This is a genomic window from Devosia neptuniae (assembly GCF_025452235.1).
In the GTDB taxonomy this organism is placed as follows: Bacteria; Pseudomonadota; Alphaproteobacteria; order Rhizobiales; family Devosiaceae; genus Devosia.
The window spans coordinates 3,043,524-3,067,473 of record NZ_CP104965.1; the positions used below are offsets into that span (position 1 = coordinate 3,043,524).

Below are 23,950 nucleotides of genomic sequence, written 5' to 3' on the forward strand. Positions count from 1 at the left end.
TCACTCATGATAGAGCACCGAGCGGCCACCATCGATGGCGATTGAGGTGGCATTGATGAAAGGGGCTTCGTCGCTGGCGAGAAATACTGCCGTCATGGCCACCTCTTCCGGCTTGCCGATGCGTTTGGGCGGGTGGAGATCATAGGTGCGCTGCCGCTCGGCCGCCGGGTCGGGGAAGGTATTCCAATAGTCCAATGCCAGCTCGGTCTCGATATAGCCCGGCGCAATGGCATTCACCCGAATATTGCGCGCCGCATATTCGATGCCCAAGGCCCGGGTCAGGCCGAGTAGGCCGTGCTTGGCCACGGGATAGGGGAAGGTGCCGGGAATGATGGTGGAACTGTGCGAAGAGGCGATATTGACAATGCTGCCGGCATTGCGCTCCAGCATGGCGGGCAATGCTGCCCGACACATGCGCCACACGCCTTCGAGGTCGACCGCCATGCAGCGCTGCCATTCGGCATCGCTGGTTTGCAGCGGTTCGTGAAAGACATTGATGCCGGCATTGTTGACCAGCACGTCGATGCGGCCGAACCGCTCGCGCACCATGGCGATGGCGGCGTCCACAGAGGCCTGGTCGGTGACGTCGGTCTGCACGAACAGGGCATTCTCGCCCAGCCGTTCGGCTGTTGCCGCGCCTGTTGCGCTGTCGCGCTCGGCGATCACGGCGATGGCGCCTTCGCGCACAAAGGCCTCGGCTATGGCGGCGCCGATGCCGCGGCCTGCGCCGGTAATAATTGCGATCTTGCCGTTGAGCCGCATGTTCACCAATCCACTATGGTCCCATCCGCCAGCACCGCATTCTGCGTGTGCAGCACTTCCTGCTTATAGGGGTGCCTGGCGCATTCCGTCTCGTCTACCACGATGCCGAGGCCCGGCGCGTCGGGCACCTGCCAGAAGCCGTCCACGCGCCGGATCGGGCCTTGCACCACGTCGAAATACCATGGCACCGCGCCGACCATTTCTTCCTGGATGACGTGGTTGGGGGTCGAAACGGCGAAATGCAATGCGGCGACCCCGGCAATGGGACCCAGTGGATTGTGCGGGGCGACGCCGATGCCCAAGGCTTCGGCTCGGGCGGCGATCTTTTTAGCTTCCAGCAAGCCGCCGCAATGGCAGATATCGGGCTGCACGATATCGATGGCGCCGGTGGCAAAGAGCGCATCGAATTCGGTGCGATCGATCAGCCGCTCCCCGGTCGCCAGCGGCACATTGGTGCGCTGCGCCAAGCGTGCCAGGCTCTGGAAATCGCCCGGGGGCACCGGTTCCTCGATGAACATCGGCCGGCCCGGCGCCAGGGCCTCGATATAGGCGAGGGCGGCGCCGGCCGAGGCGGGGCGGCCATGAAAATCGACCATGATCTCGATGTCATCACCCACCGCGGAGCGCATCGCTTCCATCATGCGGGCGACCTTGTCCACCTCGGGCAGCGGCGCATGATAATGGGTATAGGGCACGAAGACCGCCTTGAAGGCGCGATAGCCGTTCTCGACCACTTCGCGCGCCCGCTCGACCAGCGGTTCGATGGAATCGGTCTCATAAACGGCCCGCATATCGCCCATGCCCAGATGGGTATAGACTCCGACTTTGTCGCGCACCTTGCCGCCGAGCAGCCGCCAGACCGGCACATTGAGATGCTTGCCAAGGATATCCCACAGCGCCAGTTCGATGCCGGATACCGCGCTCATGCCGATGGCGCCCAATCGCCAGAAGCTCTGCTTGGTCATGACACGGACGGCCTGCTCAATGTCGCGCGGGTCGCGGCCGAGCAATAGCGGCGTCAGGTCTTCAATGGCCCCCGCGACGGCGCGGGTTTTCCACTCCAGTGTCGCCTCGCCCCAGCCGAACAGGCCGGGCTCGTCGGTCTCGACCTTGACGAACACCCAATTGCGCATTTCGGCATTGACCACGCGTGTATGGATGGCCGTGATCTTCATTCTTTAATTGCCTATCATCTGATTATTGTGACTTGTGCAGGGCTGGTATCCGCCTGTCAAGGCGCCGAAGCGGCTAATCATAATATTGACGGCAATCATTCATCAGATTATTAAAAGCGGAGACGGAGGAGCGCTGCATGGTTTCCAGTTCGGCTTGGAATGGGGTTCGAAGGAATGGCGCCTTCTATGCGTCCATTGCCCCGTTCTTCCTGATTTTCCTGGCATTTTCCATTTTCCCCGTCGCCTTCTCGTTCTATCTGGGCCTGTCCGACTGGGACGGTTTCAGCGATCCGCACTTCGTCGGGCTGGCCAATTATGGCCGGGCCCTGAACGATCCGGTGTTCCAGAAGGCCATCTGGAACACGCTCTATCTGTGGTTCTGGTCGACCCTGTTCACCGTCGGGCTGGCGCTGGCGCTCGCCGTGCTGGTCAATGACCATGTGATCGGCGGGCGGACCTATTTCCGGTTGGTTTTCCTGCTGCCACTGCTGGTGGCGCCGGCGATCGCCGCCATCATCCTGCGGGTGTTCTTCACCTCCAATGGCGGCATCGTGAACATGCTGATGGGTGCCGCGCAGGGGCAGCCGAGCTATTTCAACTGGCTGGCCTCGGAGGTCTGGATCAAGCCGCTGGTGACGCTGCTGGTGATCTGGCGGTGGACCGGCTGGCACATGATCATTTTCCTGGCCGGACTGCAGGCCATTCCGCGTGATATCTACGAGGCGGCCCGCCTCGAGGGCGTCGGGCGCTGGGCGATATTCTCGCGCATCACGTTGCCCCTGCTCGTGCCTTCGCTGGTCTTTTCCATCGTCACGGCAACGCTGGGCGGCCTGCAGATGTTCGACGAGCCGTTCGTGCTCACGCAGGGGCAGGGCGGCACCAATAATTCCACCACCACTTTGGGCATGTATCTTTATGCCACCGCATTCACGCAGTTCGATTTCGGGCTGGGCGCGGCGGTTAGCTGGTACATTTTTGCGGCAGTGGTTGGCTTTACCCTGCTCAGCCGAGCGGTCAACCAGCGCCTGGGGGGGTCGGCATGATCAAGCTCTTGGCCAATCGGGAGCGCCGCTTCAACCTGCTGGTGACATTGGCGCTGTTTGTGGTGTCGCTGATCTTCGTGCTGCCGCTCTATTGGACGGCGGTGTTTGCGACGCGGACGCTGAGCGAGGTCTTCCAGTTTCCGCCGCCAATCTGGTTCGGCGATGCGCTGTTCGACAATTATGCGCGGATCGAGGCGGTGTTTCCTCCGTTCCGGCCGATCATCAATAGCCTGATCGTGGCCGTGCCTAAAACGCTCGGCCTGGTGCTGGTGAGCGCCTTGGCGGGCTATGGTTTTGCCCGCTATGTGCGGGCACCCGGACGCGGTTTCCTGCTGGCGGCGACCTTTGCCACCCTGTTCTTTCCGCCCTCGCTGGCGCTCATCCCGTTCTTTTTGCAGATGAGCTGGATCGGCTGGCTCAATACGTTCTGGCCATTGATCGTGCCGGCTGTCGCCTCGGGTTTCGGGGTCATCTGGATGTACACCTATATCGGCTCGACCGTGCCCCGCGAATTGTACGAGGCGGCCGAAATGGATGGCGCCAAGGGCTTTGCTACATTCTTCTTCGTCGTCCTGCCGATCATACGGCCGGGTCTGGCCGCCCTGGCGGTGTGGACGGTGATCGGCACCTGGAACGACTTCCAGCTGCCCTTGGTCGTGCTCGGCGATGGCACCCGTTTCACCGTACCGCTCGCGCTGACGACGCTCTCGACCACCCACTATTCCGATACGCCCGCCGTGATGCTCTCAACGCTCATGGGCCTCGTGCCGGTGTTCGTCCTGTTCGCCCTGCTCAGCCGACAATTCATCGCAGGGCTGACATCCGGCGCGGTCAAATCCTGATCGTGGCAATGCAAAGTTCAAGGAGGGAACTCATGCGACCAATCAAGACTGCTCTTCTCTCGGCCCTGGCCGCCCTGGCCCTGGCATCGGCACCTATGGCGCAGGAGGCGGCGCCCTATCGTCCGGGGCCCGAAACGTCGGGCACCATCAAGGTCTGGACCTGGCCCAATAATGATCGCACCTTTCAGGCGCTGATGCCGGCATTCAACGCGGCCTACCCCAATATCAAGGTCGAGGTGCAGGGCTTTCCCAATGGCGACAGCCAATATCTCAATACGCTGCAGCGCGCCCTGCTGAGCAATTCCGGTCCGGACGTGGCCATGATCGAGATCGGGGTGCTCGCCCTGCTACGCGAACGGCCGCAATGGGTGGATCTGGCGCAGGACCCCTATAATGCGGACGCGCTGATGAGCCAGTTCGCGCCCTTTGCCGCGGCCAATGTCACCCGGCCCGATGGCAAGATCGTCGCGCTGCCCAAGCACACTGGGCCTGGCGGGCTGTTCTATCGGCGCGACATTTTCGCGGAAGCGGGCCTGGCCAATGCGCCGGGGGATGTCGAGGCGCTGTTCGCCGATTGGAATAGTTTCATCGAAGAAGGCCAGAAGGTGGTCAAACCCAATGAGCGCTGGCTGATCGCCAATGGCATGGAAATCGTGTCGACGATGATGGCCCAACGCGGGGTCAACTGGTTCGATGCCGAGGGCAAGCTGCAGCTGGAAAATCCGGTGGTGCTCGAAGCGTTGCAGGTGGTCGACAAGGCCGCCGATGCCGGTCTCATCTCGCCTTTTGCCATGTGGTCGCCGGAATGGCAGGGGGCCTTCGGCCGCGGCCAGATCGCCACGATCATGTCCGGCAACTGGTTTGGCGGGTTGCTCAAGCGCGCCTTTGCGCCGGACGATGACGGCAAGTGGGGCGTTGCTGCGGCTCCCGCCGATAGCACCGGCAATCGCTCCTTCAACGCCGGGGGCGATCATATCGGCATCCTTGAAACCTCGCAGAACAAGGAAGCCGCCTGGGCCTTTATCAGCTGGGTGGTGACCGATGGCGAAAGCCTCAAGCAGCAATACCAGAACGACGACCTTTATCCGGCCTGGACGCCAGCGGGCACGACCGAGTGGATCAATTTCGCTGATCCCTATTACGACGGCCAGAACGTCAACGAGGTCTTTGCCCAGGTTCAGGCCAATCTGATCCCCGCCACGCTCAATACCGACGACAGCGTGGTGAGCGCTGCCATGCAGACGGTGGTCAACAATATCGTCCAGGGCGTTTCGACGCCCGAGCAGGCGCTGGAACAGGCCAAGGCCGAAGTCGCCGCGCGGCTTTGAATTTCCAGGGCGGCGGGTGGTCCCGCCGCCTATTCCTCAATCTTTATCGCACGAGACGTTTTCATGCTTTCCAGCCTCGATCTTTCCGGTACCTGGTCCTTCGCGCTTGATCCCAAGGGGGTGGGCCTCGAACAGGATTGGGCCGCAAGCCAGCTTGCCGATACGATCGCGCTGCCCGGCAGTGTCGACGAGGCCGAAAAGACGCCGCTGACCACGACCACGACCATGGCCTATCTCAGCCGGCGCCACCCCTATATCGGCAAGGCCTGGTATCAGCGCATGATCACCATTGCCGCCGAGCAGGGCGATCTGTTCCACTGGCTGTTCCTCGAACGTCCGCATGGGCAGGTCGATCTTTATGTCGATGGCACCAAGGTGGCGCGTGACGAAAGCCTGTCGACGCCCAACCGCTTCTTCCTGGGCAAGCTCGCTGTGGGCGAGCATGTGCTGACCATGCAGATCGACAATAGCCGCTTCGAGGCGGTCGGGGATTCCCACCTGCCGCGCAATCCCGATGTCGCCCATTCCAAGTCCGACCATACCCAGACCAATTGGAATGGCGTGGTGGGGCGCCTAGAATTGCAGTCACAGGTCGCGGGCATTGCGCGGTTGGCGGTCTTTGCGCCATCCCGGTCGATCCGTATCGAGCTTGATCTTGAGGCCTATGACACCGAAACCTTCTGGCCCACCTTCTGGAAGGGTGAGCACAAGGACATGGTCCGGCTCACGCTGCGCCTCGCCGGGCAGGAAAAGCTCGTGGTCGATCATCCGGTGCAGATCACGTCGGCGCTGACGCATGCGAGGATCACGCTGGACCTGCCGGAGGCCGCGCGGCTATGGGATGAGTTCGATCCCGTGGTGCATCAGGTCGACGCCGAATGGCTGCGGGACGGGCAGTCGCTCGATCGGGCGACGAGCCAATTCGGCATTCGCTCGATCACCACCGAGGGGCGTCATATCCTGCTCAACGGGCGCCGCATCTTCCTGCGCGGCACGCTCGATTGCTGCATTTTCCCCCTGACCGGCTATCCGCCCACCGACAAGCCTGGCTGGCGCAAGGCCATGGGTACGGCCAAGGCCTATGGCCTCAACCATATTCGTTTTCACTCCTATTGCCCGCCCAAAGCGGCCTTCGAAGTGGCGGACGAGCTCGGGCTGATCTTGCATGTCGAGACACCCATCTGGGCGTTTCTGGGCACCGATCCGGCGCTTGATCGCTATATCCATGCCGAGGCCGATCGCATCGTGGCCGAATATGGCAATCACCCGAGCTTCCTGATGTTTACCGTGGGCAACGAGGTCTATGGCGGGCGCATGCATGCCTTCCTCGAACGGTTCGTCGAGGGCTGGCGCAGCCGCGACGACCGGCGCATCTATAATGGCGGTTCGGGCTGGCCCACCACCGAACGGGCGCAATATGTCAGCAAGCCCGAGCCGCGCAGCCATCGCTGGGGTGAGGGCATGGGAAGCCGCCTCAACGCGCGGCCGCTGGAAACGCGCACCGACTGGTCGGAATGGGTGGAGAAAGTGCCCATGGCGCTGGTCAGCCACGAAATCGGGCAATGGTGCGTTTACCCGGACCTCCAGGAAATCGCCAAATATACTGGGGTTGTCGAGGCGCGGAATTTCATGATGGTGCGCGACGACCTTGCCGCCAAGGGCATGCTGGACCAAGCCGATAGCTTCATGCGCAATAGCGGGGCCTTGCAGACTATGCTCTACAAGGAAGATATCGAGGCGGCGCTCCGTACCCCCGATTTTGCCGGTTTCCAGCTGCTGGGCCTGCAGGATTTCCCGGGTCAGGGCACGGCGCTGGTCGGCGTGGTCGACGCCTTCTGGGACGAAAAGCCCTATGTCACGCCTGAGCGGTTCCACGAATTCTGTGCGCCCACCGTGCCTTTGTTGCGCGCCGATGGCTTCGTGATGCGCCAGGGCGAGGTTTTCGCCGCCGATCTGCAGATTGCCCATTATGCCGCCGGCGCCCTGCCGGCGGGTCAGGTGACGGTGCGGGTGGTGGACAATGCCGGGCATCAGCATGGCGAATGGTCATTGCCGGTGCGGGATCTCGCCACCGGTGCCTTGCATGACATTGGCACGGTGGAGATCCCCACCGCGGCACTGCCCGAGGGGCTGCATGAAATACTTGTCACCGGCGATGGCTTTGCCAATCGCTATGAATTGGCGGTGCTGGCGGGCGGCGATCAGGCGACGCTCGATATCGTGCATGACCTTGATGCCGACCTGCTTGCCCAGGTCGAGGCGGGTCGGAGCCTTGTTCTGGCGGCGGCCCCCGAAAGCATGGTTCCCAATGCCGAACTTGGCCACACCGTGCTGTTCTGGAACACGCTATGGACCCGCGATCAGCCGCCGCACACGCTTGGCCTGATCAATGATCTCGACCATCCGGTGTTTGCGCGCTTCCCCGCTCTGGAGCATAGCAGCTGGCACGAATGGGAGCTGACCCATGGCCGCCGGGCGTTCGATGTGAGCGGGTTGCCAGCACGGCATATCATCCGCGTCATCGACGACTGGAACAAGAACCGCGATCTGGCGCTGGTGGCCGAAATACGGATCGGCAAGGGGCGATTGCTGCTCTGCGCGGTTGATATCGAAACCGATCTGGACCGGCGGCTGGTCGCTGCCAAGTTGCGGGTCGCACTCGCCAACTACGTGTCGGGCGAGGCCACTGCGGCGCCGGAGGTTGCGGGAGCCGATGTGCTCTCCTGGTGGGAAAGGGTGCGAGCATGAGTGAGATCGTCCTCAAACAAGTCCGCAAAAGCTATGGCGGCTCCGAAGTCATTCATGGGGTCGATCTGCAGGTTGGGGAGGGCGAGTTCTGCGTGTTCGTGGGACCGTCGGGCTGTGGCAAGTCGACCTTGCTGCGCATGATTGCGGGACTTGAGGATATCAGCGGCGGCACGGTCGAGCTGGGTGGCCGGGTGGTCAACGATGTCGAGCCCTCGGCGCGGGGCTTGGCGATGGTGTTCCAGTCCTATGCGCTTTATCCGCATATGAGCGTCAAGGCGAATATGAGTTTTGGGCTGCGGATGACCGGGCACTCCAAACAGGAGACCGAGGCCCGTGTAGTGGAAGCCGCGCGCATCCTGCAACTCGATAGTCTTATGGACCGCAAGCCGAGCCAGTTATCGGGCGGACAGCGGCAGCGGGTGGCGATCGGGCGCGCCATTGTGCGCCAGCCCAAGGCGTTTCTGTTCGACGAACCATTGTCCAACCTCGATGCCGAATTGCGCGTCGCCATGCGGGTCGAGATTGCCAAGCTGCATCGCGATCTCGGCGCGACCATGATTTACGTCACCCATGATCAGGTCGAAGCCATGACGCTGGCCGACAAGATCGTGGTGCTGCGCGCCGGCGTGGTCGAGCAGGTGGGCTCGCCCGCCGAACTCTATACCAATCCCGGCAACGTGTTCGTCGCGGGATTCATCGGCTCGCCGCGGATGAACTTGCTGTCTGCTGTCTCTGATGGCCAACGCGTGTCGCTCGGCGCCGTGCAGTTCAAGCCATCGTTGAACGCGCCGCCGCCCGCCGGTCCGGTGACGATCGGCATCCGGCCCGAACAGTTCGAGGCCCAGCAGGATAGCGTCGTACTCAAGCTCGCGGTCGAGGTTGTCGAAAATCTGGGCGCCAGCTCGATCGTGCATGCCCGCCTGCCGGACGGGCAGGAAGTGCTGGTCGAGCAGCGCGGCAAGAGTCGTGCCGGGGACGGGGAAATGATCGAGGTTCGCGTCGAGCGGCAGGAAATCCTGTTCTTTGGCGCCGATGGCATCCGGCTACGGTGATTTGAGCAGCTGCCAAGGCCGCGCGAACAGCGCGATTGCTTTGCTGGCGCTGTGACAGCATGGCGATGACGACGGTACGCCTATCGCCTGTATCAAGGGAGCGTCAGCGCGCCTACAGATGGTGACTGGTACCTGCGGTCCGCCTTGATCAATGGGGCTATCCCGACGGGGCCGCTTTATCAGGCCGGAGCTCCGGTCTACGAGGCCTATGCAGCGATGCTGCAGAGTTTCAACGAGCTTGAAACCCTCCAGCAGCGCGTCGGCAACCGGTCCTGGACGGCCGGTATGATCGAAACGGGCGCCTTGCCCGAAGCGGTCGGCGCCAAGAGCGGCATCTGACGGCCGATGCCGGGCAATCTCGTAAATCCTGTCAGTCAGCTTGATATTGTCGCGGCTGCCATGGGATCGTATTCGGCGGTCCGCAGAATGGCCCATCCCGGTCGTTGCAAACGATCCGAGAAATTCCCAAAGCTGCCATTCGCGTCGGCGGACTTAAAGTCCAGAGCAGCCATTTCGAGCGAGAGCGCCGCGTCGACATACATATCGTCCCGATAGATTATGGCCGAGATCGCGACTGCAGCCAGCTGGTCCGGCGGGCTGACTGACACTGTTGCCGACGCCGAAATCGGCCAGGGTGTCGATTGTGTCGGGATCGCCGGGACGCTTTTAGTCGCGGGCGGTCTTGGCCTCGACGCGGGGATAGACCTCTTGATGGTCGGTCAACCGAATCCCAGTCTCCATGTCGAAAAGCAGGATGTTGGCGGCGTCATAACTAAAGCTGACCGGCTCACCTATGGCGAGCTTAGGTCGATTGCCCAGTACAGCAACGACAATGTCGTCGCCGGCCTCGAGCTGCAAGTGCGTTTCCGCTCCGGTCGGTTCGATGCTGCGGACGCTGGCGGCAATGCCGTCCGAAGTCAGCTCGATATGCTCGGGGCGGATGCCCAATTGGATGGATCTGCCATCATATTTCGCTGGAAGCGGGGGCAGGGGCCAGAGAACGCCATTTGCGGTCTGTAAGGCGGGAGCACTATCGGCATCGACCACGACGCCTTTAATCAAGTTCATGGACGGCGAACCGATAAAGCCGGCGACGAAGCTATTGGACGGGGTGTCGTAGATGTCGAGCGGCGTCCCGACCTGCTCGATATTGCCCGAGCGCATCACCACGATGCGATCAGCCATGGTCATGGCTTCCATCTGGTCGTGCGTCACATAGATCATCGTCGCGCCGAGCCGGTGATGTAGCGCCTTGATCTCGCTGCGCATCTGCACCCGCAGCTTGGCGTCGAGATTGGAAAGGGGTTCGTCGAACAGGAACACCGCCGGATTGCGCACGATGGCGCGGCCCATGGCGACGCGCTGCCGCTGGCCACCGGAAAGCTGGCGCGGATAGCGATCAAGCAGCATGCCGATATCGAGAATGCCGGCGGCGCGGTTGACCTCGCTTTCGATTTCGTCGCGGCTGCGTTTGGCCAGTTTGAGTGCAAAGGCCATGTTATCGCGCACCGTCATATGCGGATAAAGGGCATAGCTCTGGAACACCATGGCGATGTCCCGCTCCTTAGGCTCGAGTTCGTTGACCACGCGGTCGCCGATCTCGATTTCGCCATCGATTATGGATTCAAGGCCCGCGATCATCCGCAGCAAGGTCGACTTGCCGCAGCCGGACGGCCCGACCAGCACGACGAATTCACCGTCGCGCGCGGCGAGGGAGACGCCATGGAGCACCTCGGCGGTGCCATAGGCCTTAACGGCACTGCGGATGGTAATACTGGCCATTCAATTGCTCCGTAATTCTGAGGGTCTAGCGTCCACCCATGCCGGCATTGAGGGCGATGGAATTATAGATGAGCTTTTGCAGCAGGATCGCGAGGATGATGCCTGGCAGCATGGAAAGCGTGGCGCCGGCCATGATGTAGTTCCAGGCCGTGCCTTGCTGCGTCTGGAACAGGGTGAGGCCCACCGGCAGCGTGGCATTGTCGGCGCCGGTCATCACGATCAGCGGCCAGAGGAAGTTGTTCCACTGACCGATGAAGGTGAAGAGCGACAGTAGCCCAATCGCCGGCATCGACAGCGGCACGATGATGCTGACCAGGATTCGCAATCGTGAGGCGCCGTCGATCCGTGCCGCTTCTTCCAGTTCGGTCGGGATGGACATGAAGAACTGGCGCAACAGGAACGAACCGAACGTGCCGAACGCTACCGGCAGGATCACGCCCTGGAAGGTATTGACCATGCCCAGATTGTTGACGATCAGGAACAGCGGGATGATTAACATGATGCCGGGCACCATGAGGGTGGCGAGATAGCCCATGAGCAGGGCATCGCGCCCCGGAAACTTGAGCCGCGCGAAAGCGTAGCCCGAGAGGCATGAGACGACCACGGTGATGACCGTAACGCTGATCGAGACGATGAGGCTGTTGAGAAAGAAGCGCCCGAACGGCAGTTGTGTCCATGCGGCCGCGAAGTTGTGCCACTCGAACACATTCGGCAGGATACGCACCGGAATAGCCAGCACTTCGGCATTGCTGCGCACCGCGTTCGACACCATCCAGAAGAACGGAAACAGGAACAGCAGCGCCACAAGCGCCAGCGCGCCGTGGTTGAGAATGTCGAGCGCCAGCGCCCCGCCGCGGGATTTGGACTTAATTGTCATAGTGCACCCATTTGCGCTGGAGCCAAAATTGCATCGCGGTAAGCGCCATGATCATCGCGAACATCACCCAGGCGATGGCCGAGGCGTAGCCCATCTGAAAATTCTGGAAGCCCTTCTGGTAGATGGCATAGCCCAGCGTCGCCGTGGCATTGCCCGGCCCGCCGCGCGTCATCACATAGATTTGGTCGAACACTTGCAGGGAGGTGATCGCGGTCATGACGGTACCGAAGAACAGCGTCGGCGAGATCATGGGCAGCCGGATTTTCCAGAACCGGTCCCAGGCCGTGGCACCATCAATGCGCGCCGCTTCGAGATAGTTCTGCGGCACCATGTCGAGCGCTGCATTGAACAGCACCGTATTGTAGCCCACACCCGCCCAGAGCGAGACCACGATCACCGCCTGCATGGCCAGCGTCTGGTCGGTCAGCACGCTCGGCACGTGGATCGACAATGCGCCCATGACGAAGTCAAAGAAGCCATCCGGCGCGAAAATCAGCATCCACACGATGGCGACGGCAATGCCCGGCGTGAAGGTCGGGAGAAAGAAGATCACCCGGAACCACTTCTGCCCGACCTTGAGGCTGGATATCCAGACCGCCAGTCCCAGCGAAATGATCAGGTTCAACACCAGATATTCGGCGGTGAAGAACAGCGTATTGCGCAGCACCGGCCAGAATTGCGGATCGGCGGTGAACAGGCGGGTATAGTTGGCGAAGCCAACGAAGGCAGGCTGGCCAAGCAGCTTCCAGTTGGTGAAGCTCAACACCACCGAAGCGATGATCGGCAGCACGAGAAACAGGATCACGCCGATCAAGCTGGGCAGCAGGAAGAAGAAGGCGGTGCGCCCTTCTTTTACGTCTAGCCGGTTGCGGCGGCGTGCGGCCGACCGGCTCACCGTTATGGCAGTCTCTTGCGCAATCGTCATTAAGTCCTCCTCCCCACCTCTCCCTCGAAAGGGAGAGGTGGCCGGGCCTCCTGGCCTACATCGGCAATTGGCTCTGGATATTGGCCAGCACTTCTTCGGTGGTGCTGTCGCCGTTGAGGGCCAGCGGCATGTACTGGGTCACCAGGTTCTCGAACTCATTCCAGTATTCGTTGAGGCGGAATGGGGTGGAGTGTTCGAACATGTACTGCAGCGTTTCGCGCGTACCGGCCACGTCCTTGGCGGCGACATCGTACCAGTAGGTTTGTTCGGCCAGACGCCCGGGTAGTGCCCGGCCGGCGGACGCCAGGATTTCGGCGGCCTTGGGGCCGGTCAGCACTTTCAGTGCCTTATAGGCCTCCTCCTTGTGCTGGCTAGCCGCGGCTATACCCCAGCCGGACCCTGCGGTGATGAAGCGGGATTCGCCCTCGCCACGCGGCAAGGGTGCAACGCCAATGTCGAAATCGACGCTATCCTTGGTCTGCAGCAACACCCAGGGGCCGTCGATATACATGGCCGCGCTGCCGGCTGCAAAGCGACCGCTGCCAGTAATGGCGCCCGTGCCCGAGGCAAAGACCGGTGAGGCCTTATCGACCGAAACGAGATCGGAGAATTTGGTTACCGCATCGACATAGCCGGCATTGGTGATGTCGAACTGGTTGGAATCATTAAAATATTCCGCACCCAAGGCGACCGGACCTGCAATGAAGTCGAACGCCTGCACGGCGTAGCCGTAATTCCCGCCCTCCGTCAGCGCATCCGCCGCGGACTTGAAGTCGTCGAAGGTCCAGTCCAGTGCCGGCTCTTCCAGGCCCGCTGCGGCGAACTTGTCGCGGTTATAGTAGACCAGCCAGGGACCCACATCATAAGGCAAGGCATATTGGGTACCGTCATGGCCCAGGCCGGCAATGATCGAGGATTCGAATTCCGCAGTGTCGAGCCCGTCGGCCTCCATGTAGGAATTAAGTGGCTCCAGGATCGAATAAAAGCTCGGCATGCGCATGGACTGCATCGCCACCAGGTCGGCGATCTGGCCGGACGATGCCAGCACCGGCAGGCGGGTCCAGTAGTCGGTCCAGCCGGAAAACTGCGGCGTCACCGTGATGTTGGGATATTCGGCGGTGACCAGGTCGGCCAGACTTGTAAAGAGCGCAGTATCATTCTCGTCGCCCCACATTTGCCAGGTCAGGTTGACCTGCTCCTGGGCGTGGACCGTGGCAATCAGTGAACTGCCGGCCAGAGCCGCAGCAGCCAGAACAAGCGAAAGTCTCACGATAGTCTCTCCTCTGATATCGTTCGGTTTGTCGTTTTGTTCGTCCGGAGTTCTTGAGCCCCGGCATAAAGCTGGCAGCCCTTTGTCAGGCCGCCACCAGCAGTTCCAGATCGGCGATCATGGCAATGAAGTCCTGGCGCTGCCGCTTGAGGGCATCTGCGTCACTGCCGGCACTCAGGATCGATGTCATGCGGGAAACGAAATCCGGCGGCAGGCGCTCGAGTTCTGCCGCCATCGGCAGGTTCCAGCCATCGCCCGGGAAATAGGCGCGGTTGAGCGCGAACACGACCTGCAGGATCGCATTGGCGAGCTTGCCCGTGAGCCCCACCAGAAACACCAGATCGCGGCGCGCGACCTTGCTCTCATAATGGTAATCCTGGGCCCAGTATTGCAGCACCTCCCAATATTGCTGCAGCACCGAGGTCGCGAGCGCCTCGGGATAGACAGCAAGCTGCTGTTTCCAGCCGTCCAGCACGCCCTCGGGGTCAAAAGTGATCTGCTGGTTGGCCAGGTCGGTTGGTAGGTGATAGCCCCAAATCGTCCATTCGAACGTCTTGGGCACGGCCGTGCCGCCGAGCCACGCATCAAGATCGCGCCGCACGCCGGCATAGCTGCGCATCCACACGCCATCCATGCGAAAGCCCCGAGCCTCCCACTCGCGCATGGCGCTCTCGAAGCGCTGCCACTGCTCGGTCTGCCGGACATCGGGACCACGATACGCATCGGCATAGACACGGAAATCATAATCCGATTGCTCGTCCGACCGCCCTTTGCCACGCGATCCCGCCAGAGCCACGGCACCATTGCCGTTCTCGGCGAGATCGGCGATCAGCGGCGTCATCGTCGCGATGAGGTCGGCTTCGCGATCCAGTGCGCCGGTGTCGGGCTCGAGCACCGCCCTAATCCTTTAGGATCAGTTCGATCACCGGCACCACGACGTCCGGCTTGATCACCGGCAGTTCCAGCGTCAGCATGCTCTCGCCGACGGCTACCCCAATATTGGAATCCACCTCGGCCTTGGGATCGAGCCAGTGAATCTCACTGGCGTCATGCAGGAACTGCGCATACTTCACCTTCCCGCCGAGCCCATCGATGTGGATATGGCGGAAAGGCCAATTCTGGATATGCAGATAAAGCCGGTTGCCCTTCTGGGTGAATTTGGTGCCATTGGGCGCTGTGAAGGCCGATGGCCCCGCGCCATAGATGGCGCGCCCATTGAGCCGCAGCCATTCACCATAGGTTTCGAGGGCTGAGATCGCCCGCTTGTCGAAGGTGCCGCGCGCCGTCGGCCCTACATTCATCAGCAGGTTGCCGCCCAGCGACACCGTATCGATGAGAATATTGATGAGCTGACCCGCATCTTTCCAGGTGCTCTCGTCGCGGTGATAGCCCCAGGAGCCACTGAACGTGTGGCACACTTCCCAGCGTACCGGCTTTCCGTTCACCGTCGGCGCCACGCGCGGCGTGTATTGTTCCGGCGTCGCCAGGTCCTTGGGGAAATTGCCGTCGGTCGGCAGGTCAAGCCGGTCGCCGACGATGATGTTGGGCTGCAACTGACGAACCAGGCCAATCAGCTCTTCGCTCTGCCAGTCATCGCGGCCCTTGCCGGGCATGCCGCGATATTCGCGCTTGGGGTAGCTGAAGTCGAACCAGATGACCGAGATATCACCGAAATCGGTCAGCAGTTCGGTGACCTGATTGCGCATATATTCCGCATATTTGCGAACGTCGCGCGTCTTGTTCATCTCGATCGCATCGGGATGGTTGCGCAGCGGATGGATGCCGTCGATCGGGAATTCGGGATGGTGCCAGTCGATCAGCGAATAATAGAAGCCGACCTTGAGCCCCTCGGCCCGGTAATCCTCGACATAGGGCTTCAGCAGGTCCTTGCCATAGGGGGTGTTGGTCGCCTTGTAGTCGGTGAACTTACTGTCCCACAGGCAGAAGCCTTCATGATGCTTGGCGGTCAGCACCACATATTTCATCCCCGCTTGCTTGGCGCGCCGCGCCCATTCGCGTGGATCGTAGAGATCGGGATCGAAATGCTCGAAATATTTGGCGTAGTCCGCCGGGGCGATTTCCTCGCGATGCTGGAGCCATTCATGCCGCGCGCCCAGGGCGTAGAGACCAAAGTGGATGAACATTCCGAAACGGTCATCCGTGAACCAGGCCTTGCCCGGCGTAGTGTCAATGCTGCCGCCAAAAGTGAGAGCGCTATCCAACGTCGTTTCCTCCTCTTCCGATATCATCGAACCGGTTCGATATTTATCCTCTTTTGGCGGGCCGCCGAAGTCAAGCCAAAATCGTTAACCTGGTGCTATGCTACATTTGCATTGCGCAAGAGACGAAAAATGGTAGCTATTGCGGCGAGATACGACAACAGAGCCATGCTGCGAGCGCGGTTTGGAGTGTAGAAGCGGTTCGAGAAAGATTCGATGGCCACCATCCGAGATGTTGCCAAACTTGCCGAAGTGTCGGTCTCGACAGTGTCTTTGGCGCTCAGCAATCCGGGCCGCGTCAGCGCGAAAACCCTTGAGCGTATTCGCCAGGCGGTTGCCGCCGTGGGCTATGTCGCCGACCCTTTGGCTCAGAGTCTGGCCCGTGGCCGCAGCCGCATGATCGGTTTCGTCGTCGGCAATGTGGGCAATCCGTTTTTCGGCGACATCCGCCGGGAGCTCGAAAACTACGCCCTCGAACACAACCACTTCGTGCTCATCACCGATTCCTCGGGTGAGCCCGATCGCGAGCAGGCATTGGTCGAGCACCTCATCGGCCTCAAGATCGCCGGTCTGGCGCTGGCGCCGTCAAGCTTTGGTCCGGAATACGTGAATTTCATCCAGAGCCTCAAGGTGCCGATGGTCTGCTTCGACCAGAAGGTCGCGGGCATCGAGCGCGATTTCGTCGGTTCGGATAACTACTTGGCCGGCGCCATGCTGACTGAGCACCTGCTGCAATTGGGCCACCGGCGCATCGCCTTCATCGCCGGCCCGCAGCATATGCACACCGCTTCGGAGCGCTATCGCGGCTTTGCCGAGACCATGGCCAGCGCTGGCGTCGAGGTGAACCCCAATTACGTCGTCGACGGCCAGTTCACCCGTTCGGGCGGCTATGGCGCGGCCATGCGCCTGCTTATCCAGCCCGAGCGACCCACCGCAATCCTGGGCGCCAATAATGCCGTCGCCCTGGCTGCCCTTCAGGCCATGCAGGAACTGGGCTTCAACTGCCCCAACGATATTTCGCTGGCGATGATCGATGATGTGGCCTGGAGCAATGTCATCACCCCGCGCATCACCATGGTGGTGCAAGACACGCTCAAGCTCGGCGGCATCATCGCGCGCCGCCTGCTGCACCGCATCACCAATTCGGAAGCCGCGATCGACCCGCCGCAGGATTTCGTGCTGAGCCCGAAATTCGTTCCCGGCAACTCCTGTCGACGAATTTCAAGTTAGTTGCTGCTCATATGGAACAGGTACAAGCCTTGAATAACACGAGTTCTGAGTGAACCCACGTTCTGCATGTTGATCTGACCGACCTCCAGAAGACGAAGATGCCTTCTTCAATCGTAAGGCCTTTTTCCATCCTTCATTCCGGCCGTTGGCCTCCATTGCAGGAGGCGCCGAGAACCCGGAGGCGTGGATTTTCGGCGTCCCTTGGGGTGGGGGCTCCCCCGCTTTCGCTCTTGCCTCTCGCCCTTGTTGGTCGCCTGCGCGCCCGTGCTGGGCCTTCGGCCATCTCGTCCTCATAGCCCGCCGTTTCGACCACACTTTCCGAGCTTTCCAAGCCTGTTGGTCTCCAGCGTCGCAATCAGTGCGGCCCATTACAGGGAGGTCAGTCGATGACCTTGTCGCGCTCGACTATGACCTGCGAGGCCAGCAGATTGGTCACCGCGAAGTGGACTACGATCCACGGCATTTCACCCCTGCGCAACACATTGCATCATCAGCGGATTGGGGTGACGAGCATCTCCCGCAGAGGACGGCCGACTACGAGGGGCCTCAATGTCGGAGCGGTCAACGAGCCCATCATCCTGTTCGGCATCTTGGCGGCGCGTATCGAAATCGGCGATGGGTCTTCCTTGGCTTCGAGCATGTCAATATACCACCGGGTCAGGGTACTGCCGGCCGGGAAGTAGGCAATGCGCGGGCCAAAGGCGCCCAATGGCAGCAGGTTTTAACTGCTGCCCAAGCTATTTCCCCCTAGACGGCTACTCCTGCGACTTGATACTTGGCAGGTCCGATATCGACACAACGGACGCCCAATCAGACCTAAACCGCTGAATACTGCGAGTATGTGTTACAGGCGAGCATGCTTTGGAAAATCCGTATCGCTAGCAACACCTGCAAGTAGTCTCTATTCCTCGTCGTCCTCGACATCGGTGAGATAGACCGAGATTTCGATGTCGATGCCGTAGGCGGCGATTGCAGCGGCCATGTGGGCGGGCAGGCGGGCTGACATAGCTTCGCCATTCTCGGGGTAGTCGAAGGCGATGTCGAGCACGGCCTTGCCGATGCGGCGGTCGTCCAGCATGGCGGCGATAGCGGGGCCGGAGCGCTCGGCCAGTTCCAGTAGCGAACGGACCGGGTTTTTGACCGCGATATCCACCTGGGCATAGTGGCTGTCTTCGGCGTCCTCGGGCTCGAAGCGGGTGCACAATTGCTTGAGCGCCGCATCGAGTTCGTATTGCGTGACGGTAACGCCCGACAGGCGCAGTGCGATGGCGAAGGGCTCGAAGCTAGTCATCAGGATCGTCCGGCAGTGGCCGCAAACAGAGCAATGGCGGCGGCGTTGGAAACGTTCAGCGATTTGATCGGGCCGGGCATGTCCAGCTTGACCATTTCGTCGCAGAGTTCGCGGGTGCGCTGGCGCAGGCCCTTGCCCTCGGCGCCCATCACGATGGCCAGCGGCTGATCGCCACTGCGCGGCTTGAGCTGATGTTCTGATTCAGAATCAAAGCCCAGCACTAAGATGCCGCGATCCTTGAGCTTTTGCAGGGCGTCACCCAGGTTGCGCACCTCGATCATCGGCACCAGGTCAAGCGCGCCGGAGGCCGATTTGGCCATGACGCCGGTTTCGCGCGGCGAGTGGCGGGCGGTGGTGATCACGGCGTCGGCGCCGAAGGCGCAGGCAGTGCGCAGAATCGCGCCCACATTGTGCGGGTCGGTGATCTGGTCGAGCACGACCACTAGCTTGAGCGGCTTGATATCATCCAGGCCAAACCGGCTCACCGGATCGACTTCGAGCGCGGCGCCCTGATGTACGGCGTCGTCGCCCAGCAGGCGATCGAGCTCCTTGGGCGTGGTTTCCTTGACGGTGACCTTGCCAATCTCGCCGGTCTCCTTGAGCCGCATCAGCGCATTGGGCGTGGCCAACAGCACTTTCTTGATGCGATTCTTGTTGTCCAGCGCGGCGCGCACCGTGTGCAGGCCATAGAGATAGACCGGGCCGTCATCAGGGTTGTAACGCGGCTTTGGCGGAAATTTATTGATGCTCATAGGCCAGGGGTATCGCCTTTGCGGCGCGCCAGCAAGCGGGGCGCCGCGTTGCGCTCTAAACCGCGTGTTTTTCGAAGGGGGGCGTTGGTGGAGGGGACTGGATTCGAACCAGTGTACGCTAAGCGGTCAGATTTACAGTCTGATGGATTTAACCACTCTCCCACCCCTCCACTGACAACGTCGCGCGAGCGAGACAACGAAGCGCTAGGCGTTTCGTCGGGCGGTTTATGGTGGTCTGTGGCAACAGTGTCAACACCCCTTCCGCCATTGCCCGCAAGAAATCGGTTAGGCAGGGGAAAACTCTGGGCTTTTTCCGCTGCTTAGGCTGATCAAGATGAGTCGGAGTCACGATCAGCCGCAGGCGTCAAACGCAGCTCCGGGTAAACGAGCTCCGGCTGCGGTATGCGGGTGGCGCGCATTTTGTCGATGCGGCGGGCTTCCATGGCGACGACCTCGAAGCGCCAGCCTTCATAGTCGAAATGCTCGCCCTGCTCGGGCAGGCGCTTGAAATTGGCCAGCGCAAAGCCGGCAATTGTATGAAAGCTGGTGCCCGAGGGCAGGCGCTTGAAGCCCAGCCGCATGAAGGCTTCGTGTACGGGCATCATCCCATCGAGCAGGAACGAGCCATTGGGATATTCGGTGATGTCGGGGCCATCTTGCCCGCTGTCGGGCAGGTCGCCGGCAATGGCCTCAAGCAGGTCGGTTTGGGTGACGATGCCTTCCAGCGTCCCATATTCGTTGACGATGGCGGCCAGCCGCACCGGGGCCTTTTGAACTGTTCCAGCACGGTGAAGATCGAGGCGGTTTCCAGCACGACCAGGGGCTCGACAATGACGGAAAGCGGGTCGAGTGCGCCGCCGCCCAGCACTTGATCGAGTAGATCCTTCTTGGCCACCATGCCCAGCGGATCATCGATTCCGCCCCGCCCGACTAGCAATTGTTCGTGCACCGAGGCCCGAATGCCCTCGAGCATCTGTTCGCGGCTGTCCTCGAAATCGACCCAGTCGATATCGCGCCGCGGCGTCATGATGTCGCTGATGCGGCGGTCGCCAATGCTGAGCACGCGGCTCACCACGTCCTGCTGGCCCGCCAGCAGCAGCCCGGCTTCCTGGCTGGCGGTGATCAGCATTTTGAGCTCTTCGGGCGAATGCAGCGAGCCCTCGCCGGCGCCCGGCTGCAGACCGAACAAGCGCAGTACCAGATTGCCCAGCCCGTTGAGCACGACGATGGGCGGACGCAGCAAGAACAGGAACAGGCCCAGCGGCCGCACGATCCACAGCGCGGTGCCTTCGCTGCGCTGCAGCGCCAGGCTTTTGGGCGCCAGCTCGCCCAGCACGATATGCAGGGTGGTGATGATAATGAAGGCAATCGCTACCGCGACCGCATGCGATCCAGCTTCGGCGTAGGGGCCGAGCAAGGTGGTGAGCAGCGGCTCGATAAGATGGGCCAGTGCCGGTTCACCCACCCAGCCGAGGGCCAGGGAGGATATGGTGATGCCGAGCTGCGTGGCTGCCAGGTTTGCGTCGAGATTGTCGACCGCGCCCAGCAGCGCTGCCGCATTGACGCGCCCTCCGGCGACCAATTCTGCCACGCGGCTGCGTCGGACCGCGACCAGCGAAAACTCGGAGGTAACGAAAAAGCCGTTGGCTGCAACGAGCAGGAAAACCAGGAAAATCCCGAGAATATCGGATAAGCCACCACCGCCGTTCGGCATGCATCTCTCGTAAAATCATAAAAACCGAGAGCTATGCTAATGACCCGGCTGGGGCGCGCGTATAGGCGTTGGGCCCCTGTCGTTGGTTGAAACCTGTATTCGGGCCGCCGTCCGGCCCTGCCGGATAAACGGTATTTTCTTCGCGAACAATGTTTCGAAATCGGGCAGAGCGGCCGCCAGACGCGAGTGCCGGCGGCGAGTTAATCACGCACGAGCCCAGATGCGCGGAGCTATCTTTGATGACAGGAATCTGGTCCGTTAGTATCCGGTATTCCTTAGAGTGCACATTATGCTTAGACAGTTTTGGGCGACAGTCTTCATTCTTTGCAGCGTGCCAATTGCAGCGGCAAATGACACGTTGAGCTATGATGAAACCAAGGCGATATTCGCGGGTCAGACAACGATGTCCTATGACTCGACCCATGGGACGCAGGTTGAATATCTCTCGACCACTGGGAGTGCGTACCTCCTTTACCCAGGCAATACGACCATCCTCAAAGGCCAGTGGAGGCTTAACCGAACAGACGAGCAGGGCGTTTTTAACTTGTGCTTTCGATATCCTGGCAACTCATACAATCCAGCGACAGGCCAGGCCGGTGGGCAATGGGAATGTCAGATCGCCGGCTTCTATTATCAGAGCCTATCCGAGCTAAAAGGGGGCGATTTTCTTGGCCTTGCACGAAGTTCCACGCCGCCCTTCATCCTCAGCCCAAAGAAAACCACGATAATGGAACTAATCACGCAGCGGCTGCGGAGCCAATAGCTGGATAGAACCTACATGCCTCTGCTTAGGCGGCCGCCCAGCCCTGCCGGATGAAGCTAATTCCCTCCGCAAACAAGGTCTCGAAATCAGGGAAGAGCGGTCGCCAGACGCGGGTGGCGGCGGCGAGTTCGGGCAGGCCGGCGCCGAAGGCTTCCAGCACGACCCAGCCGTTGAAGCCGGCCTGGCGCACGGCGGTGAAGACTTCGGCGAAGTCGATCTGGCCGCGGCCGGGAATGCCCCTGTCGTTCTCGGAAACATGCAGCACGCCCATATGCTTGCCTAGCGTGGCGATGGCGCGGGACTGGCTCTGTTCCTCGATATTGGCGTGGAACGTGTCGTACATGATGTGGAAGGCGGGGTGGTCAACTCTATCCACATAGGCGCGGGCCTGGGCCATGGTGTTGAGGAAATAGGTCTCGAAACGGTTGAGGTGTTCCAGGCTAAGATAGATGCCATTGGCCTTGGCACGTTCGGCCAGGGCATGATGGGCCTCGGCGCCATAGCGCAGCTCATCCTCCGTTGGCCCGAAGCCGGTGAAATGCCCGATCGGCGCATGGATCGGCCCGCCGACGCTTTCGGAGCCCAGGGCAATGGCGCAATCCAGTGCCCAATCGAGATGATCCATGCCCGCCTTGCGAATCTTGGAATCGCTGCTGATCGGGTTGGCGGCGATGGAGGGGATCACCGAGGTGCTGGTGCGGCGCAGGCCGATAGCGTCCAATTGACGCCCGAGCCATTGGTAATGTGCCACGCTGCCGCGCAGGATCGGGATTTCCACCCCATCATAGCCCAGTTCCTTGAGCCGCCGAATCTGGGGCAGGTGCTGCTCTTCGATAAACCCGCTAAGGCAGAGCAAATTGATGCCGACCTGCATGTTTCCTCCTCGATCCGTAACGGACCCCATGCAGCACTCTTGCCACACAAAAGTGGCGACGGGCAGGGCGTAAAGAGGGGAATTTTGGAGCGGGTAGCGGGAATCGAACCCGCATATTCAGCTTGGAAGGCTGCTGCTCTACCACTGAGCTATACCCGCCCGGTCGGAGTGATCCGAAGCAGTGATCGATTAGCCCGACAGGGGGCTTAATGGCAAGCCCCGTGATGGCCTACTCCAGCGGGATCACCTCGGCCGGCGCCACCTTGGTGCCGTTGACATCAAGCACGCCATCGAAGCCGGCCGCCAGGAAGGCGCCGGAAATGGCGTGTTCATAGGGCTCGGTGCGGCCCATGCCGCTTTTGAGGAAGCAGTTGGGGCCAGTCTTGATCGCTGGGTTCAGATTGATGGTCATGGCCGAGCATTGCTGGTTGTCGACGCATGCCTGGAAGCATTGCTCGAGCGTTTCGGCCCGAATCTTGTCGACATCGGCGCCATAGAAATCGAGGCCTTCATAGATGGCGAAGCGCGCTACGCTTTGCGACGGCGTATTGCCGCCGCCACTGCTTGCCGTGGTGGTTTCAGGCTGGGAGCCGGGGCTTGTGCCCATGGCCGTGAGCACATCTTGTGGCAATTGGCGGAACTGGGAGAGCGTGGTGTCGAGCTGGTTGGGATTGCGGTCGATGCGCAGCTGCGCGACCTCCTCGGCGTTAAAGACATATATTTGGTCTGCGCGGGTGCGCAGCATGCGGTTGATGACGGCTTGCGGTGTGCCGAAGCCGGTCAGAATTCCCATAATGTCGGTCACCCCGAGCTGGGAGGCGGCATTGCTGTCCCCGCCGTAGAAGTGATGCACGCCCAACTCGCCATGATCGAGCCGCGCCGCCCCTGCCAGAAATACGTAGGCGCAACTGGACTGGCAGATGGAATTGGGGGGGATATAGGTGTTGATGCCGCGCCGGTAGACTTCGTCGGCCAGCAGTAGCGCCCCGGCCATGGTGCCGCCGTCGCTGGAGAGTACCAGCGTCTTGATATTGGGCTGGCTGGCCAGCACGGCCTTGAAGTCGTCGGGCGTTTGATTGCTGATGTCGCCCGCCAGAACGGCGAAATCGAAGCCGGCGCCGGGCACGATAAAGGCGCCGTGACGCGCAACACCGGCCGAAAAAGCCGGGCCAATGGACAAAATGAGTGCCAAAACGGCAACCAGAATACGCATGTTACGCCTCGATCAAGCCAGCGAACTGTCTTAAATCGAGGCTGGGCCATGAGTCCAGAACCTGCGCAGGCGGCAAATTTTCTTTTGTCT

Annotated in this window: 18 protein-coding genes, 2 tRNA genes and 2 pseudogenes; 7 read left to right on the forward strand and 15 right to left on the reverse strand. The window is 61.1% G+C overall.

Annotation, left to right across the window (positions count from 1 at the left end):
* Together N8A98_RS17740 and dgoD are read right to left on the reverse strand one after the other, a co-directional pair.
* The gene (locus N8A98_RS17740) at positions 1-768 is read right to left on the reverse strand and encodes an SDR family oxidoreductase (RefSeq protein ID WP_262167290.1); all 768 of its coding nucleotides are present in this window, start codon (positions 766-768) and stop codon (positions 1-3) included.
* Positions 765-1,937, reverse strand: coding sequence for a galactonate dehydratase (gene dgoD, locus N8A98_RS17745; protein WP_262167291.1), 1,173 nt, complete (start codon positions 1,935-1,937; stop codon positions 765-767). The genes N8A98_RS17740 and dgoD overlap by 4 nt, the downstream gene beginning before the upstream one ends.
* Before the next feature lie 137 nt (positions 1,938-2,074).
* Between dgoD and N8A98_RS17750 the strand changes: the two genes are divergently transcribed.
* From N8A98_RS17750 to N8A98_RS17775, 6 genes and pseudogenes are all read left to right on the forward strand, one after another.
* On the forward strand, positions 2,075-2,980 hold the full coding sequence (locus N8A98_RS17750; RefSeq protein WP_262167293.1) for a carbohydrate ABC transporter permease: 906 nt from the start codon (positions 2,075-2,077) through the stop codon (positions 2,978-2,980).
* Positions 2,977-3,822, forward strand: coding sequence for a carbohydrate ABC transporter permease (locus N8A98_RS17755; protein WP_262167294.1), 846 nt, complete (start codon positions 2,977-2,979; stop codon positions 3,820-3,822). Before N8A98_RS17750 ends, N8A98_RS17755 begins: the two co-directional genes overlap by 4 nt.
* Positions 3,823-3,854: 32 nt before the next feature.
* The gene (locus N8A98_RS17760) at positions 3,855-5,150 is read left to right on the forward strand and encodes an ABC transporter substrate-binding protein (protein ID WP_262167296.1); all 1,296 of its coding nucleotides are present in this window, start codon (positions 3,855-3,857) and stop codon (positions 5,148-5,150) included.
* A gap of 63 nt (positions 5,151-5,213) precedes the next feature.
* The gene (locus N8A98_RS17765; protein ID WP_262167297.1) at positions 5,214-7,898 is read left to right on the forward strand and encodes a DUF8487 domain-containing protein; all 2,685 of its coding nucleotides are present in this window, start codon (positions 5,214-5,216) and stop codon (positions 7,896-7,898) included.
* Positions 7,895-8,950 (forward strand): ABC transporter ATP-binding protein, encoded by a 1,056-nt coding sequence (locus N8A98_RS17770; RefSeq protein WP_262167299.1) that lies wholly within the window; start codon positions 7,895-7,897, stop codon positions 8,948-8,950. The genes N8A98_RS17765 and N8A98_RS17770 overlap by 4 nt, the downstream gene beginning before the upstream one ends.
* A 75-nt stretch (positions 8,951-9,025) precedes the next feature.
* Positions 9,026-9,226 (forward strand): annotated as a pseudogene (locus tag N8A98_RS17775) (autotransporter outer membrane beta-barrel domain-containing protein); the annotation flags it as partial.
* Positions 9,227-9,616: 390 nt separating this feature from the next.
* On the opposite strand, the gene N8A98_RS17780 reads toward N8A98_RS17775, so the two are convergent.
* From N8A98_RS17780 to N8A98_RS17805, 6 genes are all read right to left on the reverse strand, one after another.
* Positions 9,617-10,732, reverse strand: a complete 1,116-nt coding sequence (locus N8A98_RS17780) for an ABC transporter ATP-binding protein (protein WP_262167300.1) — start codon at positions 10,730-10,732, stop codon at positions 9,617-9,619.
* A 25-nt stretch (positions 10,733-10,757) separates the two neighbouring features.
* Positions 10,758-11,609 carry a carbohydrate ABC transporter permease gene (locus N8A98_RS17785; protein WP_262167302.1) on the reverse strand — a complete coding sequence of 284 codons (852 nt, stop codon included), beginning with the start codon at positions 11,607-11,609 and terminating at the stop codon, positions 10,758-10,760.
* Positions 11,599-12,534 (reverse strand): carbohydrate ABC transporter permease, encoded by a 936-nt coding sequence (locus N8A98_RS17790; RefSeq protein ID WP_262167303.1) that lies wholly within the window; start codon positions 12,532-12,534, stop codon positions 11,599-11,601. The genes N8A98_RS17785 and N8A98_RS17790 overlap by 11 nt, the downstream gene beginning before the upstream one ends.
* Before the next feature lie 55 nt (positions 12,535-12,589).
* Entirely contained in the window at positions 12,590-13,804 is a 1,215-nt protein-coding gene (locus N8A98_RS17795; RefSeq protein WP_262167305.1) for an ABC transporter substrate-binding protein, read from the reverse strand.
* A gap of 85 nt (positions 13,805-13,889) precedes the next feature.
* Positions 13,890-14,699, reverse strand: a complete 810-nt coding sequence (locus N8A98_RS17800) for a DUF4037 domain-containing protein (protein ID WP_262167307.1) — start codon at positions 14,697-14,699, stop codon at positions 13,890-13,892.
* Between the two features lie 4 nt (positions 14,700-14,703).
* Positions 14,704-15,948: an alpha-L-fucosidase gene (locus tag N8A98_RS17805; protein WP_262172056.1), complete on the reverse strand. Its 1,245-nt coding sequence runs from the start codon at positions 15,946-15,948 to the stop codon at positions 14,704-14,706.
* Positions 15,949-16,239: 291 nt separating this feature from the next.
* On the opposite strand from N8A98_RS17805, the gene N8A98_RS17810 reads away from it, so the two are divergent.
* Complete coding sequence (locus N8A98_RS17810; protein WP_262167308.1) at positions 16,240-17,253, forward strand: LacI family DNA-binding transcriptional regulator; 1,014 nt, start codon at positions 16,240-16,242, stop codon at positions 17,251-17,253.
* 901 nt (positions 17,254-18,154) lie between these two features.
* On the opposite strand, the gene N8A98_RS17815 is transcribed toward N8A98_RS17810, so the two are convergent.
* The 7 genes and pseudogenes from N8A98_RS17815 to N8A98_RS17845 all read right to left on the reverse strand — a co-directional run bounded on the left by N8A98_RS17815 (position 18,155) and on the right by N8A98_RS17845 (position 23,860).
* Complete coding sequence (locus N8A98_RS17815; protein ID WP_262167310.1) at positions 18,155-18,544, reverse strand: hypothetical protein; 390 nt, start codon at positions 18,542-18,544, stop codon at positions 18,155-18,157.
* Entirely contained in the window at positions 18,544-19,296 is a 753-nt protein-coding gene (rlmB, locus tag N8A98_RS17820; RefSeq protein WP_262167311.1) for a 23S rRNA (guanosine(2251)-2'-O)-methyltransferase RlmB, read from the reverse strand. The genes N8A98_RS17815 and rlmB overlap by 1 nt, the downstream gene beginning before the upstream one ends.
* Positions 19,297-19,381: 85 nt before the next feature.
* Positions 19,382-19,466 (reverse strand) — tRNA-Tyr (locus N8A98_RS17825).
* A 159-nt stretch (positions 19,467-19,625) separates the two neighbouring features.
* Positions 19,626-21,010, reverse strand: a pseudogene (locus N8A98_RS17830) (hemolysin family protein).
* Positions 21,011-21,798: 788 nt separating this feature from the next.
* Positions 21,799-22,647, reverse strand: a complete 849-nt coding sequence (locus tag N8A98_RS17835) for a sugar phosphate isomerase/epimerase family protein (protein WP_262167313.1) — start codon at positions 22,645-22,647, stop codon at positions 21,799-21,801.
* An 85-nt stretch (positions 22,648-22,732) separates the two neighbouring features.
* Positions 22,733-22,806, reverse strand: a tRNA-Gly gene (locus N8A98_RS17840).
* 70 nt (positions 22,807-22,876) lie between these two features.
* Positions 22,877-23,860 (reverse strand): PAN domain-containing protein, encoded by a 984-nt coding sequence (locus tag N8A98_RS17845; RefSeq protein WP_262167314.1) that lies wholly within the window; start codon positions 23,858-23,860, stop codon positions 22,877-22,879.
* Between the last annotated feature and the right edge of the window lie 90 nt (positions 23,861-23,950).